Consider the following 14,159-nt stretch of genomic DNA (forward strand, 5'->3'; position numbering starts at 1 on the left):
AAGAAAGACCACAAAATGAAACTTGTCCGCTACGGTGAACCAGGTGCCGAAAAACCCGGCCTGATGGATGGCGAAACGTTACGCGATCTTTCGGCCCATGTTGATGACATCACTGGCGCCATACTGGACGATGCCACCTTGGCCCGCTTGGCAGCCCTTGACCCTACTGATTTGCCCGCTGTCGCTGGCGCGCCGCGGCTGGGCCCATGTGTTGGTGGGATCGGCAAATTCCTTTGCATCGGGCTCAACTATTCCGACCACGCTGCTGAAACCGGGGCCGCGATCCCCGAACACCCGATCCTGTTCTTCAAGGCCAACTCTGCCATCGTCGGCGCTTATGATGACGTGGTCATGCCGCGCGGGTCGCAGAAAACCGATTGGGAGGTCGAGTTGGGCGTCGTCATCGGCAAGGCGGCCAAATACGTCTCAGAGGCGGATGCGCTGGACCATGTCGCAGGCTATTGCATCGTCAACGACGTCAGCGAACGGCACTTTCAGACCCAGCTGACCGGCCAGTGGACCAAAGGAAAGTCTTGCGACACCTTCGGGCCAACCGGCCCCTGGCTGGTGACCCGCGACGAAGTGCCTGACCCCCAAAATCTGGACATGACGTTGGATGTGAACGGCCAGCGGATGCAAACCGGGAATACCAGCACCATGATTTTCACAGTGGCCCAGATCATCGCGCACCTCAGTAGCCTGATGACCTTGCACCCCGGCGATGTCATCACCACCGGCACCCCACCGGGTGTTGGCATGGGGATCAAACCTGACCCGGTGTTCTTACGTGTCGGTGACGTGATGGAATTGCACATTGCCGGTCTTGGTGCCCAACGCCAGACGGTCCGGCAAGATGTCTGACTTGCTCCTGATCTGCCCGGTCACATCCGTCATGATGTCACGGATGGAGGCCGCCTTTACCGTGCACCGCTGGGCGGATCTCGATACGGACTGGCTGGCCGCAAATGGTGACCGTATCACCCATGTGATGACCGATGGGCATCTGGGCCTGAAACCCGCGGTGATGGATACGCTGCCAAACCTGAAGATGGTTTCGTGCTACGGGGTTGGTTATGACGCTATTGATGCAGACGCGGCCGCAGCGCGTGGGATCATGGTGACCCATACGCCAGACGTGCTGAACCAAGAGGTCGCGACAACGGCGATCCTTTTGCTGCTTGGCTGCTACCGCGAAGTGCTGCGCGATGATGCCTATCTGCGCAGCGGCACATGGGAAAAACAGGGCAACGCCCCGTTGACCCGCTCTGTAGACAATCAAACCATCGGCATTCTCGGGCTGGGTCGCATCGGACAGACCATCGCAACAAAGCTCGCCCCTTGGTCGCCGACAATCCTTTACCACGCCCGGTCCGCCAAAGATGTCCCCTACCGCTATTACGACGATCTGACAGCGATGGCGGCTGCATGCGACGCGCTGATCTGCATTACTCCGGGCGGTGCTGCGACCGAAAAACTGGTGAATGCGCAGGTCATTGACGCCCTTGGTCCGCAAGGCACGCTGATCAATGTGGGGCGCGGGTCTGTCGTCGATGAAACCGCTTTGATCGCCGCCCTTCAGTCGGGGCGACTGGGTTGGGCCGGGCTAGACGTTTTTGAGGATGAACCCCGCGTTCCGCAAGCCCTGCGCGATTTGCCCAACACCCTGTTATTGCCGCATGTGGGCAGCGGCACCCATGAAACCCGCGCCGCAATGGGGGGATTGGCAATCGACAACCTGCTGCAACATCAAGAGACTGGCAACGTCAAGACACCCGTGCCGGAATGCGCAGGTCTGGCCTAGTCCCAGTCGACGTTGAACTTGTCCACGACCATTTCGACCTGTGTCGGCGTCAGCGCGTTAATCGGAATGCCGCGCGTCAGCAGCGCCAGCTTGGCCGTCTCTTCCAGCTCTTCGGTGGCAAAGGCAGCGGCCCACAGGTCCTTGCCCGCAACAACTGGCCCGTGATTGGCCAACAGCACAGCAGACCGCTTGCCCGCAAGCCCACGTACCGCATCCCCCATCCCTGGATCACCGGGCAGGAAAAACGGCAGCAACTTCACTTTGCCCAGCCGCATAACCGCATATGGTGTCAAAGGCGGGATCACATTGTCGGGGTCCACGTCGGGCATCATCGACAGGGCAACGGAATGGCTGGAATGCAGATGCACAACCGCCCCGGTCTGCGCGCGCGTCTCGTAGAATGCACTGTGCAGAGGAACCTCTTTTGTGGGTGCATCGCCAGACAAATGGCGCATTTCGGCGTTCAACAAGCTGATATGCGCAGGATCAAGAAACCCCATCGCGCTGCCTGTGGGCGTGACCAGCACATTGCCGTCTGACAGGCGCACGCTGATGTTGCCTGATGAACCGCAGGTCAGCCCACGGTCAAACATGGACTTTGCGATCCGGCAAATGTCCTCTCGGGCGCGGGTTTCTTCGGTCAAACTTCGCGTTCCATCAGTGCCAGTGCCTCTTTGAAAAAGGACGGGCCGCCAAAGTTGCCCGATTTGAGCGCGAGGGCCATCCCGTCCGTTCGCACCATCGGCACACCTGCAGCGATCCTTGGACCAATGTCCAACACGCGTGCGGCAAGCCCTTTGACCACCGCACCGCTGGTCTCGCCACCTGCGACCACGATGCGCGCGGTACCCCGCGCCTTCAACATGGCGGCCAGATTGGAAAAAAGCCCTTCAATCGCTGTGGCCGATGCCGCGCGTCCGAACCTGTCCTGCGCTGCGCGGACCTCTTCAGGGTCAGCTGAAGAATAGACCAGCGGCGGCGCGTCCTGCGACAGAATCCAATCCACCAAGGCCGCCAGATCAACCGTGCCATCGACAGCCTCTTCTGCAGTGATCTCGCGCGATGGATATGTTTTGCGATAGTCCATGACCTGCTCGCGCGTCGCACGGCTGCACGACCCCGACAGCACAACGCCCTTGCCCGTGATCGGTTGCCACTTTGGCGTGGCTGCTGCGGCTCCAAAGTTTGCTGGCAGACCAATTGCAATGCCCGACCCGCCACATAGCAGTTTGCGGTCCTGGGCGGCTGCCCCGATGACCCGCAAGTCTTCATCGTGGATGGCATCAACGATCACATGGGCCTGCACTTTCGGCATCGCGGCCCGCAACGCCAGCGGCCCTTGTGCAACCGTGCGCGCAGGCACGTGGCCCACGGCCCGCACGGTTTGTGGCGCCAGCACACGGCGCAGATCAGCGTCTTTCATCGGGGTCAACGGATGATCCTGCATCCCACTTTCGTTCAGCAAACGATCGGCCACGAACAAATGCCCCTGATAGACACTGCGCCCGTTTTCCGGGAATGCCGGGCAGACAATCACCTGATCCTCGTCCAGTTCCGCCGCGAGCGCATCCAGCACTGGGCCAATGTTGCCCTCATCCGTGCTGTCAAAGGTCGAACAGACCTTAAAGACCACCTGCCCGGCCCCTTGCGCGATCAGCCAGCGGCAGGCTGCAACGCTTTCGATTACAGCCTCTGCCACCGGTGCCGTGCGCGATTTGAGCGCGACAACCCCGGCTTCGACGCCCGCGTTGGCGGGGCCGTCTGGCACGCCGATGAACGGCGCTGTGCGCATCCCCCCTTCGGCCAAAGTCAGGGCAATATCGGATGCGCCCGTAAAATCATCCGCAACAACGCCGATCTTCATGTCTGTCCTTGGTCTAGCCTTGTAATGTGATCCGCCACGCCCTGCGGGAACAATTGCCGCACCAGCGGGTCATGCCCCGGCACGATCAGCTCTGGCGCGCTGGCAAGCCGTTCCAGCGTGTCGAACCCGTCCAGCATGTTTTGCAAATCCACCACGATGGGAAAGGGTTTGCGCAGTTGAAAATTCTCATAGTAATGCGCCGCATCTGACGCGAGCACGAGCCACCCCGCATCGGTGCGCACCCGCACCGCCTGCAACCCGCGCGAATGCCCGCCAATGCAATGCACCGTGACCCCATCCGCCACCTGCCCGTCGCCATCGTAGAACGTCAGCTTGCCTTGATAAAGCCGGGTGACCGCCTCGCAAATATGGCCCGCCGTGAACGGCATCCGCAGCACGTCGTGGCACATGCACGGACCAGTGGCAAAAGCCATTTCGGCCGCTTGCATGTGCAAATGTGCGTTTGGGAAAAGGTGCAATCCACCTGCGTGATCGTAATGCAGATGTGTCACAATCAGCGTATCCACCTCCTCAGGCTTGATGCCCAATGGGGCCAAAGCCTCGCCCGGTTCCATGCGGATCGGCCGGTCGCGCGCTGCTGCCTCTGGCCCGTCATAGCCAGTATCAACAAGGATCACCCGATCCCCTGACCGCAACACCCACATGAAATAATCCATCGCATGCGGCGCATCGTGGTTGTCGTCAAAGATAAAACTATCCCCGCGCACCCGCGCATTGCGGTCTGCGTATTTGACGGCGTGAACTTCCCAGATCATGCAATGACCTTTGCGTAAGTCTTGACCACTTTGTCCGCAATCATCGGGGCCACGGCAGTATCAAACGCCTTGAAATGGGCCGAGGCCAGATGCGCCTCAAACGCGCCGGCATCGGTGTAGATTTCGTACAAAAACACCTCGTCTGGGCGCGCATCGTCGGTGGCAATATCAAACTGATGACACCCCGGCTCCAACGCCAGCGACGTCGCTGCATTCTGCTCCATCAATGGCATGAAGGTCGCCATCTTTCCGGGTGCGATCTGAAATGTAACGACAACTGCAAAGCTCATGCTGGCCTCCTGATCAGCCGGGCAAATCCGCGTTTCACGGCGCCAATCTGGCTGAGGATCAACGCCACGTTCAGTGCCAACAGGATGGCAGCGCCTGGGCGGCTGATAAAGGCGGAAAGGTCCCCATCAGCAATGAACAGCGTTCGGCGGAAGGTTTCATCGAACAACCCACCTAGAATCACGCCAATCACCAACGGTGCAATGGGGTATTTCATCATGTTCAGGAAATAGGCCACCAGCCCCACGCCCAACATCAGATAAAGGTCATTGATCCCGCCGCCCACACTGAACGATCCGATGGTCGTCAGCACCATCACGATTGGCAGAAACACGGTCTGCGGGATCCGCAGGATCTTGATAAAGATCCGCGCCGTGAAAAGCCCCATCAGGAACATGGTGAATGACGCCATGACCATGATCGCCACCACCCGCAGGATGATCTCGGGGTCGATGGTCGGACCCGGAATGATATTGTTGATCTTGAATGCCCCCATCAGCGCGGCCGCTGGAGGCGATCCGGGAATGCCCAGCACCAATAAGGGGATCAGCGCGCCGCCGATGCAAGCATTGTTGGCGGTTTCCGAAGACAGCAACCCTTCCAGACTGCCTTTGCCAAATTTATGGCCCTCTTTACTGACCGATTTGCCGACGCCATAGCTGACCCAGCCAGCGACATCCTCGCCCACACCGGGGAGTGCGCCAACACCTGTGCCAATCACGCCAGAGCGGCTGATTGTCGGCATGTACTTTTTGACCGTGCGCAGGTTCGGCACGATGCGGCCCTGAAGTTGCACCAGTTGGCCGACTTTGACATGGCGCAACCCGTCGATGATCTGGGGCACCGCAAATGCCCCCATCAGTACCGGCACAACCTGAAAACCGCTCAAAAGATAGGGCCAGTCAAACGTATAGCGCGGCTCTGACAGCAGCGGATCAAGCCCGACCATGGCCATCGCAAGCCCAATCAGACCGGCAATCCACCCTTTGATCACCAGATCCTCGGACATCAGCGTTCCAGACAGGAGAATTCCGAAAAGCGCCAGCATGGCCTTCTCCGGGCTTGCGATGTTCTTTGAAATCAGCAGCAGTACCCAGACAAAGATCAGTAGGGCAAATGTCCCGATCAGCGTCCCGATAAAGCTGGCAGTTGTAGTCAGGCCCAATGCCTCACCGCCCCGTCCTGCCTTGGCCAGTGGATGCCCGTCCATCGCCGTCGCGGCGCTTGCCGCCGTGCCCGGAATGTTCAGCAGGATTGACGGATAAGACCCACCATAGATCGCGCCGACATAGGCCCCCAGCAAGGCAATCAACGAATAATCCAGCGGGATCTTGTTGCCGAAAAAGCCGGTCAGGATCGTCACAGCCAGCGTCGCGGTCAGCCCCGGCAAGGCACCAAAGACGATGCCCAGAAAAACCGAAACGATCAGATAAATGTAAGTGATCGGGTCGCTGACCAGCGCATAGAAAGCACCACCAAACCCGCCAAGTTGAGAAAGGACAAAATCCATCAATCCCTCCAAAGCGGACGTAGTGTTACGTAATAGTGGTATTCGATCTGGCTAAAGATCAGGCCGCCCCGGTTCGGCACGTTTTGGCGGAATCCAAAGGCCATCGCGCAAACCAGCACCAAGGGAGAAATCACCGCGATCCACAGGGTGGCCTTGGCAATCTTGTCGCGCGGCCCGCGCCAGAGGCTCAACGCGATCAATCCAACCCATGCGGCCAGCGTGATCCAATCGTCGTCATGCGGTTGACCCCATTCAGCCTGCGGAAAGTGGGCGATCAACGCATAGGCTGCAGGCACAACAACAAAGACGGCCGCAATCACCATGCGCCTGACAACGCCCCCGTGAAAGCCCCAGATCAGCGCGGTGATCAACAGCCCACTGCCCAGCACGAAATCGACGCGCGGCACGAGGCCGAAAATGTAGAAGGCCAGGATCACGGCGATGGTACTGAACCGGATCGCCTCTTCCCGGTCCCAGCCGATGCCTGCCGCGCTTAACGCATCGGCCGCTCCGCCTTCGCGGATCGCGATACCCAACAGCACAAATCCAAGAACCAGCAATGCGGCGAAGATGCCCAATGGCACGATGGCAGCGGATTCATACCAGTTGATACCTGCCACACCGGCGTTGTTCTGACCCCAAAGTGGGATATCGAAAGTCCGCCACAGAAAGAAGACTGAGACCGCGATCAGGACACATGCGCCCCAAAAGTCCCTCGCCCTCAGGATGGCCTTGTCCTGCTCCACGTCGCGCCCTCCCCGGCGGTCATATCGTGACGACGGGGCGCAAAAGCGCCCCGTCATTTAAGCGTGATGGCGTCGCGCTTACGGCTTTTCGATACCCAGGCTCATCGGATCAACATCGATCGCGCCAAGCTCTTGCAGCGTATAGGCAAAGTTGGCTTCCAGCGTGCTGAACAGCGCCTGCGCTTCTTCGCCGGACTGGCCACCGATGTCATAGTTGTTGGCCGCAGCCCATTCCGCCACGGTGTCGCCCGCCATCGCCGCGTCAAAGGCGTCCGTCAATGCGGCCTTGACGTCGTCGCTTGCAGAGTTGTGCACAGCAAAGCCAATCGCCTGCTTAAGCGGCAGATACTTGTCCAACCCGTCAAAGCTGTCGAACGCGCTTGGCACGGTCATGCCTGCAATGTCGGCGGTTTCCGGCACCAGCATTGCCAACGGCTTCAACTGACCACCTTCAATCAGCGGCGCCTGTTCTGCCAGCGAGGTCACGACCAGTGCAACTTCACCAGCAATAGCGGCTTCCTGACCGGGGGCAGAGCCTTTGTAAGGGACAAACTTGAACTCAGCGCCCGACCCATTCTGGATTGCCAGCAGGTTCAGGTGGTGGATCGAACCTGCACCAGACGCTGCCGCAGGGATCGTGCCCGGTGCGGCTTTTGCAGCTTCAACCAGCTCTTCAATCGTGTTGTAGGGGCTGTCCGCCGGGACAGAGATCAGGTCAGGCGAGCCGCCAACAATGAAGGGATACCAAAAGTCGAACTTCTTGTCCCAGCCACCCTGAACGGCGGCTGTCACGTTGGACTCGGACAGACCGACCAGCGTGTAGCCATCATCGGGCTGGTTCATGACATAGACCATACCATTCGATCCAGCGACACCGCCGGTCTGGTTGATCACATTGATCGACACCGGCAGATGCTTTTCCATCTCGGCCATAATCATGCGATTGATCGTGTCTGTGCCGCCACCAGCACCCCAAACCACTGCGGTGGTGATGTCGCGGAATGGGTAGTCCTGTGCCGCAGCCCCGGACGCCAGGCCCGTCATCATCGCAGCGATTCCCGCCAGCGTTTTCAGATTAAATTTCATTGTTTGCGGTCCTCCCAGACTCAATGCGTTTATTGTTGCACTTTTTTACGTATGCATTAATTAATGCGCTGTCAACTTATTGATGCCGGGGCACGCAAATTGTGCCATGCAGGATGAAAAGGATGCAGGGCAGGATGAAAAAGAACTTTGAGATTGCGGTCTTTAACGGGGACGGGATCGGCCCTGAAATCATGGGGCCAACAGTCGAGATCCTGAAAAAGATGGCGGATGCGTCAGACGCATATGACCTGTCTTTTGTGAACGCGCCCGCCGGGGCCGAACATTACGCCAAAACCGGCGAATCGCTGCCAGCTGCCTCGATGGACACCGCCCGCAACGCTGACGCAATCCTGCTTTCCGCCATGGGCTTGCCCTCTGTGCGTTATGATGACGGCACCGAAATCTCGCCCCAGATTGACCTGCGCAAAGAACTTGTGCTGTTCGCAGGCGTTCGCCCCGTTACCATCCGCCCCGGCCAGCGCACGCCGCTGGACATGCCTGCAGACAAGTCGGTCGATTTCGTCCTGATCCGCGAAAGCACTGAGGGTCTGTTCCATACCCAAGGCAAAGGCGAAGTGACCAAGAACGAAGCGCGCGAGACGCTGCTGATCACCCGCGACATCTCTGAAAAGCTGTTCAAGTTCACGTTCAACCTTGCCAACGACCGCAAGAAACAAGGCCGCGGTCCGGGTCGGGTCACCTGTGTGGACAAGGCCAATGTGTTCCGTTCCTTTGCGTTTTTCCGGGACATCTTTGATGCCGAAGCCGCAAAACACCCCGACCTAACAGCCGACCACGCCTATGTGGACGCCACCGCCCTGTGGATGGTGATGAAACCTTGGGACTTTGACGTGCTCGTGACGGAAAACATGTTCGGTGACATCCTGTCTGATCTGGGTGCCGGTCTGATGGGCGGGCTGGGTCTTGCCCCCTCTGCCGACATCGGCCTTGAAAACGCGGTGTTCCAGCCCTGCCACGGCTCTGCCCCGGATATAGCTGGCCAAGGGCTGGCGAACCCCCACGCCATGATCCTGTCAGCTGCGATGATGCTCGATTGGCTGGGCCTCAAGCATGACATCCCTGCCATGACCCGCGACGGCACCCGCCTGCGTGAAAGCGTCGAACAGGTGGTTGCCGAAGGCCGGGTGCTGACCCGTGATCTGGGCGGCACCGCTGGCACGGCAGAAGCTGCACAGGCCGTCACCGATACGCTTTTCGTGGCATGACCATGCGGGTTGCCTGTGTCGGCGCGGGCTATTTCAGCCAGTTTCATTACGGCAGTTGGGCGCGTATCCCGCGCGTCGAACTTGTCGCCTCTTGTAATCGCGATATCGCAAAGGCACAGGCCACCGGTCTACCCGCCTATGACAACCTCGATCAGATGCTGGCCGAAACGCAACCGGATTTGCTGGATATCATCCTGCCCCCCGTGGCCCACGCCGCCACGATCCGCACCGCGCTGGCGGCGGGTATCAAACTGATGATCTGTCAAAAGCCGTTCTGCAACGACCTGGCAGAAGCACGCGCGATCACGGCAGAGGCCGAAGCCGCCGGTGCCCGCATAGTCATCCATGAAAACTTTCGCTTTCAGCCTTGGTATCGCACCATCAAGACAGCACTTGATACCCAGCTCTTGGGCGACGTGCAGCAGGTCACGTTCCGACTGCGCCCCGGCGACGGACAAGGCCCGCGCGCTTATCTTGACCGGCAACCCTACTTTCAGGAGATGGAGAAATTCCTGATCCACGAAACCGCCGTGCATTGGGTCGATACCTTCCGTTTTCTTCTGGGCAACCCCACGGCTGTCTATGCCGATCTGCGCAAGCTGAACCCTGTGATCGCAGGCGAAGATGCGGGCCACATCATCTTTACCCACCCCGCAGGTGTGCGTGCGATGTTTGACGGCAACCGACATCTTGACCACAACGCCGACAACCTGCGCCGCACCATGGGCGAGGCGCTGATCGAAGGCACAACCGGATCCATCCGGCTTTTGGGTGACGGGTCGGTGCGTCACCGCCTTTTCGGCGACGCTGCAGAAACCTGCCTTTTGCCCCCCGACACATGGGACGGCTTTGGCGGTGACTGCGTGCATGCCTTGCAAAACCACGTCGTTTCGGGCCATCTGGATGGAACGCCATTGGAAAACGAGGCCCATGACTATCTGCACGTCATTGCCATCGAAGAGGCGATCTATACCTCTGCTGCCACCGGGCAGCGCATCGACCTGGAGAGCCCTTGAACGACCTCGACCATAAACCAATCTCGAACATGCAGCGCGCCATCAGCGAGCTGCGAGAATTGATTTTTTCGGGCCAGCTTTCTCCGGGCTCTGACCACCTTGAAAGCGAGCTGGCGGAACGGCTGGGCATGTCCCGCACCCCGGTGCGCGAGGCGGCGCTGATCCTCGAAAGCCAAGGTCTGCTGGAACTGCGCCCCCGAAAGGGCGTGCGCATCCTGCCGGTGTCTGCGGCGGATATGGCTGACATTTATGATGTCCTGACAGAGCTTGAGAGCCTCGCCGCCGAACGCGCGGCTGCCGCCGGCTACGCGGCCGCAGAACTCAATCGTCTGGCGCTGGCGATCACTGACATGGAAAACGCCGTGACCGAAGACGACCGAGAGGCATGGGCCCGCGCCGATGACGCCTTTCACCGTGAATTGGTGCGTCTGGGCGGCAACAGCCGCATCCAGAACATCGTTGGCATGATGTCCGATCAGGTCCGCCGCGCCCGCGCGGTGACCCTGTTCATCCGGCCAATGCCTGTCCAATCAAACGAAGATCACCGGGGTGTCTTTAACGCGATCCGCGACAACCAACCGCAAGAGGCGCGCCGCATCCACCGCGCGCACCGTGAACAGGCCCGCGACATGATCGTGGGGCTTCTGGAAAAGCACCACCTGCAATTGCTGTAGCTACTCGGGCCGGGTGGCATCCAGCGCTGCAATCAACGTGCTGGTGTTGACCCGCGCGATCACCGGCTCGGCCCCCGGCTGCGGCAAATATCCAAACAAAACCTGCTCTGCGTCATTCAGCTCTGCCAATCCATCCGCATCAAGCTGCAGTGCCGCTTCGCAAATCTGACCCGCACAGCGCTGCCAGATCATCGCCTGTTGTGCCGTGTCGGGGGCCGCTTCGGCGCGATAAGACAGCCCTGCAGGCAAATAAACCCCCATCGGCACCTGTGCGACGATCACAGCACCACCTTCGGCCATGGCATAGCCGATCAGCTGGATGACCAGCGTGTTGGTGTCGGCCCGTGACTGTGTCTGCACCACCCGGCAGCTGGTGCGCTGGGTGCTGACCGCCTCGCAATTCACGACCCAATCGCCAAAGCTGGCGTTGTTGGCCACTTCCGCCTCTTGCGCGCTTGCAGCACTTGCCAGTGTCATCGCCAGTCCGGTCAGAAGGTTGCGCATGTCGTGTCTCCCGTTTGCTGGCCCGACCCTAGGCACAGGCCAGCAAGGGCGCAATGACTAGCCCTGCAAAAACGTGGTCACGGCGGCCACTTCGGTGCGGTCGATTTCGTGCCCGCCATCATGCCAATGCAGCGTCACATCGGCCCCCTGTCCGGCCAGATAGTCAGCTAGCGCCTGGGTTTGCGCCGCAGGGCAAATCGGGTCGCGCCGCCCCGCTGTGATCAGGATCGCGCGCCCTGCCAAACCCGGCTGCGGCGTGGGCGACCAAGGGATCAGCGGATGCATCAGCACCGCCCGATCCACCAGCGCGGGCCGTTCCAGCACCACAGTCGCTAGAATATTCGCGCCGTTGGAATAGCCAAGCGTCAACGCCCCGTCGCCAAATCCCGCCATGAAATCCCCCATGGCGGCGCGCCGCTGGGCAAGATCATCCATGTCGTAGACCCCCTCGCCTGTGCGGCGAAAGAAGCGCAGCGCGCCATGTTCCGACACATCCCCCCGGGGCGACACCACATGCGCACCGGGCAAAACCTCGCGTGCAAAGCCATGGAACTGGCCCTCGGACCCGCCGGTGCCGTGAAACGTAAACACCAGCGGGCCATCACCCTTTGTCTCTGCGAAATGGTACACCTCAGGCCTCCAAAGGCTGCAGATGCTCTTCCAGGAAGGGGCGCAAATGTTCGTGCTGGGTTGGCAGGCGCAGCGCCTCGCCAAGGGTCGCGCGGTCTTCGTCCCGGTCAAATCCCGGCTCGTTGGTCGCAACCTCAAACAGCACCCCGCCGGGCGTGCGAAAGTAGATCGCCCAGAAATAATCGCGGTCGATGACTGGTGTCACCTGATACCCGGTGTCCAGCAGCGCCTTGCGCACCTCAAGCTGGGCGGCACGGTTTTCAACCGCAAAAGCAATGTGATGCACCGACCCGGCTCCTTGCTGGGCAGCCCCGGCATCTGGCAGCGCCTGAAGGTCGATCGTATTGGCCCCTGTGCCATCCGCTACGGCAAAGCGGGTCACACCTTCGCGGGTATCCACCCTGTCGTACCCCATGAAACCCAGCAATTCGGCCATTGCGCCGGTGTCCTGCAACCGCATGGTGGCAGCATGAAACCCGTGGATCGCATGATCCTCTGACACGCCGTTGCCGGTCCAGCCGGGGCGCGGATCGTCGCGCACCTCTGCCAGCGAAAACCCTTCGCCATCTGGGTTTTCAAACCGCAGCCGCTGCTCGCCAAAGTGGTCAACCTTGGCCATGCCCTGCGCGTCGAAAGTCGCCAGCCGATCAGCCCAAAAATCCAGCGATCCGGTTGGCACCGAAAAGACGGTCTCGCCAACTTCGCCCGTGCCCTTGCTACCGCGCTTGGCGTTCTGGAACGGGAAATAGGTCATCACCGACCCGGGAGAGCCAACTTCGTCTCCGTAGTACAAGTGATAAACCTCAGGCGCGTCAAAATTGACGGTCTTCTTGACCCGGCGCAGGCCCAGCGCCTGCGTGAAAAATGCGTTATTCTCGGCGGCATCCGACGCGATTGACGTCATGTGGTGCAGGCCTTTGATCTGATCGAGCATGTCGCCCTCCTGTATTTCCTGGCCTAGATATAGCGCGCCCAAACTATTGCGATAATCCCATCAATTTGCGATTATCTATTGCAGAAAGCGAAATAATGTCCGGCCAACTTGAACAGATCAGAACATTCATCGCCGTGGCAGAGGCCAATGGCTTTGCCCGTGCGGCCCAAACACTCGGCACCTCCGCCTCTTCGGTGACCCGCGCCGTGGCAGAGCTTGAGGCAGCACTGGGGGTCCAGCTTTTCAAGCGCACGACCCGTAAGGTGGCGCTGACCCAGGCCGGGCAATCCTACTATCAACGTATGCTGCCCGTCATCGCCGAGATTGCGCGGATTGACGATAGTGCCCGTGCCTTTCAGACCGATCTGCAAGGCAGTCTGCGAATCTCTGCACCGCTTTCCTTTGGCACTCAGTTTCTGGCAGGCCCCATTGCGGCGTTTCGCGACGAACACCCCGGCATTGATCTGTCAATCAACCTGACCGACAGCTTTGTCGACATCATGCAAGCGGACTATGAAATGGCGCTGCGTATTTCCGGCGCGCCCACAGATCGGTCCACAATATGGCGCAAAATCAAACAGGTACGCCGCACGCTTGTGGCTGCACCATCCTATCTGGCGGCCCACGGCACACCGACGCATCCCGCTGAACTCCCTACGCACGCCTGTCTTAGCTACACCAATCTGGCAGAGGGTGAGACTTGGCAGTTGACCGACCCTGTAACCGGCGACACCCACCCCGTGCGCCAGTCATTCCGCTTTGCTTGCAACAATGGCGACCTTTTGGCGCAGATGGCAGTGGCCGGTCAGGGCATTGCCCTTTTGCCTGACTTTCTGGTGGCACCCGCCCTCGCTGCGGGGTCATTGGTGCCGGTCCTGCCCAACTGGCGGACCCCCGAAATCTGGCTTACCGCATTCTATCCGCCCTACCAGAAATTGCCCGCTGCGATCGAACGGTTCACCCACCGGATTGAGCGGTCAGTCGCCGACATCGACCTGTAATATGGCGAGGCACAACTTTGCCGTGTCAAAGCGACGTAGGCTGTCCACGGATCAAGTCCGCGGCACATCCTCCACATCACCACGTAAAAGCGTTTGAAGTTAA

General features: G+C 59.9%; 16 protein-coding genes. 6 read left to right on the forward strand and 10 right to left on the reverse strand.

Going from position 1 to position 14,159, the window contains the following annotated elements:
• The first annotated feature begins 15 nt into the window (after positions 1 to 15).
• Positions 16 to 861, forward strand: a complete 846-nt coding sequence (locus AB3Y40_RS13815) for a fumarylacetoacetate hydrolase family protein (RefSeq protein WP_369439366.1) — start codon at positions 16 to 18, stop codon at positions 859 to 861.
• Complete coding sequence (locus AB3Y40_RS13820; protein WP_369439367.1) at positions 854 to 1,801, forward strand: 2-hydroxyacid dehydrogenase; 948 nt, start codon at positions 854 to 856, stop codon at positions 1,799 to 1,801. The genes AB3Y40_RS13815 and AB3Y40_RS13820 overlap by 8 nt, the downstream gene beginning before the upstream one ends.
• On the opposite strand, the gene otnC is transcribed toward AB3Y40_RS13820, so the two are convergent.
• From otnC to AB3Y40_RS13855, 7 genes are read right to left on the reverse strand one after another with little or no spacing between them, the layout of a single operon-like run.
• Complete coding sequence (gene otnC / locus AB3Y40_RS13825; RefSeq protein WP_369439368.1) at positions 1,798 to 2,445, reverse strand: 3-oxo-tetronate 4-phosphate decarboxylase; 648 nt, start codon at positions 2,443 to 2,445, stop codon at positions 1,798 to 1,800. The two genes, AB3Y40_RS13820 and otnC, sit on opposite strands and share 4 nt — an antisense overlap.
• On the reverse strand, positions 2,442 to 3,665 hold the full coding sequence (gene otnK, locus AB3Y40_RS13830; RefSeq protein WP_369439369.1) for a 3-oxo-tetronate kinase: 1,224 nt from the start codon (positions 3,663 to 3,665) through the stop codon (positions 2,442 to 2,444). Before otnK ends, otnC begins: the two co-directional genes overlap by 4 nt.
• Entirely contained in the window at positions 3,662 to 4,441 is a 780-nt protein-coding gene (locus AB3Y40_RS13835) for an N-acyl homoserine lactonase family protein (protein WP_369439370.1), read from the reverse strand. The genes otnK and AB3Y40_RS13835 overlap by 4 nt, the downstream gene beginning before the upstream one ends.
• Positions 4,438 to 4,731 carry a putative quinol monooxygenase gene (locus tag AB3Y40_RS13840; RefSeq protein ID WP_369439371.1) on the reverse strand — a complete coding sequence of 98 codons (294 nt, stop codon included), beginning with the start codon at positions 4,729 to 4,731 and terminating at the stop codon, positions 4,438 to 4,440. The genes AB3Y40_RS13835 and AB3Y40_RS13840 overlap by 4 nt, the downstream gene beginning before the upstream one ends.
• Complete coding sequence (locus tag AB3Y40_RS13845) at positions 4,728 to 6,239, reverse strand: tripartite tricarboxylate transporter permease (protein ID WP_369439372.1); 1,512 nt, start codon at positions 6,237 to 6,239, stop codon at positions 4,728 to 4,730. Before AB3Y40_RS13845 ends, AB3Y40_RS13840 begins: the two co-directional genes overlap by 4 nt.
• Complete coding sequence (locus AB3Y40_RS13850) at positions 6,239 to 7,042, reverse strand: hypothetical protein (RefSeq protein ID WP_369439373.1); 804 nt, start codon at positions 7,040 to 7,042, stop codon at positions 6,239 to 6,241. The genes AB3Y40_RS13845 and AB3Y40_RS13850 overlap by 1 nt, the downstream gene beginning before the upstream one ends.
• Positions 7,043 to 7,063: 21 nt before the next feature.
• Complete coding sequence (locus tag AB3Y40_RS13855) at positions 7,064 to 8,071, reverse strand: Bug family tripartite tricarboxylate transporter substrate binding protein (protein WP_369439374.1); 1,008 nt, start codon at positions 8,069 to 8,071, stop codon at positions 7,064 to 7,066.
• Between the two features lie 134 nt (positions 8,072 to 8,205).
• Between AB3Y40_RS13855 and AB3Y40_RS13860 the strand changes: the two genes are divergently transcribed.
• From AB3Y40_RS13860 to AB3Y40_RS13870, 3 genes are read left to right on the forward strand one after another with little or no spacing between them, the layout of a single operon-like run.
• Positions 8,206 to 9,297 (forward strand): isocitrate/isopropylmalate dehydrogenase family protein, encoded by a 1,092-nt coding sequence (locus tag AB3Y40_RS13860; protein ID WP_369439375.1) that lies wholly within the window; start codon positions 8,206 to 8,208, stop codon positions 9,295 to 9,297.
• Complete coding sequence (locus AB3Y40_RS13865; protein WP_369439376.1) at positions 9,294 to 10,313, forward strand: Gfo/Idh/MocA family protein; 1,020 nt, start codon at positions 9,294 to 9,296, stop codon at positions 10,311 to 10,313. The genes AB3Y40_RS13860 and AB3Y40_RS13865 overlap by 4 nt, the downstream gene beginning before the upstream one ends.
• Positions 10,310 to 10,987: a GntR family transcriptional regulator gene (locus AB3Y40_RS13870; RefSeq protein WP_369439377.1), complete on the forward strand. Its 678-nt coding sequence runs from the start codon at positions 10,310 to 10,312 to the stop codon at positions 10,985 to 10,987. Before AB3Y40_RS13865 ends, AB3Y40_RS13870 begins: the two co-directional genes overlap by 4 nt.
• On the opposite strand, the gene AB3Y40_RS13875 is transcribed toward AB3Y40_RS13870, so the two are convergent.
• Genes AB3Y40_RS13875 through AB3Y40_RS13885 form a run of 3 tightly spaced genes read right to left on the reverse strand, consistent with a single transcriptional unit; the run spans position 10,988 to position 13,055 of the window.
• Positions 10,988 to 11,491, reverse strand: a complete 504-nt coding sequence (locus AB3Y40_RS13875) for an invasion associated locus B family protein (RefSeq protein WP_369439378.1) — start codon at positions 11,489 to 11,491, stop codon at positions 10,988 to 10,990.
• A 57-nt stretch (positions 11,492 to 11,548) separates the two neighbouring features.
• Positions 11,549 to 12,121: an alpha/beta hydrolase gene (locus tag AB3Y40_RS13880; RefSeq protein WP_369439379.1), complete on the reverse strand. Its 573-nt coding sequence runs from the start codon at positions 12,119 to 12,121 to the stop codon at positions 11,549 to 11,551.
• Between the two features lies 1 nt (position 12,122).
• The gene (locus tag AB3Y40_RS13885) at positions 12,123 to 13,055 is read right to left on the reverse strand and encodes a VOC family protein (protein ID WP_369439380.1); all 933 of its coding nucleotides are present in this window, start codon (positions 13,053 to 13,055) and stop codon (positions 12,123 to 12,125) included.
• Between the two features lie 95 nt (positions 13,056 to 13,150).
• Between AB3Y40_RS13885 and AB3Y40_RS13890 the strand changes: the two genes are divergently transcribed.
• Positions 13,151 to 14,056, forward strand: coding sequence for a LysR family transcriptional regulator (locus AB3Y40_RS13890; RefSeq protein ID WP_369439381.1), 906 nt, complete (start codon positions 13,151 to 13,153; stop codon positions 14,054 to 14,056).
• Positions 14,057 to 14,159: the final 103 nt, after the last annotated feature.

Source organism: Yoonia sp. R2331 (assembly GCF_041103235.1).
Classification (GTDB): Bacteria; Pseudomonadota; Alphaproteobacteria; order Rhodobacterales; family Rhodobacteraceae; genus CANMYO01.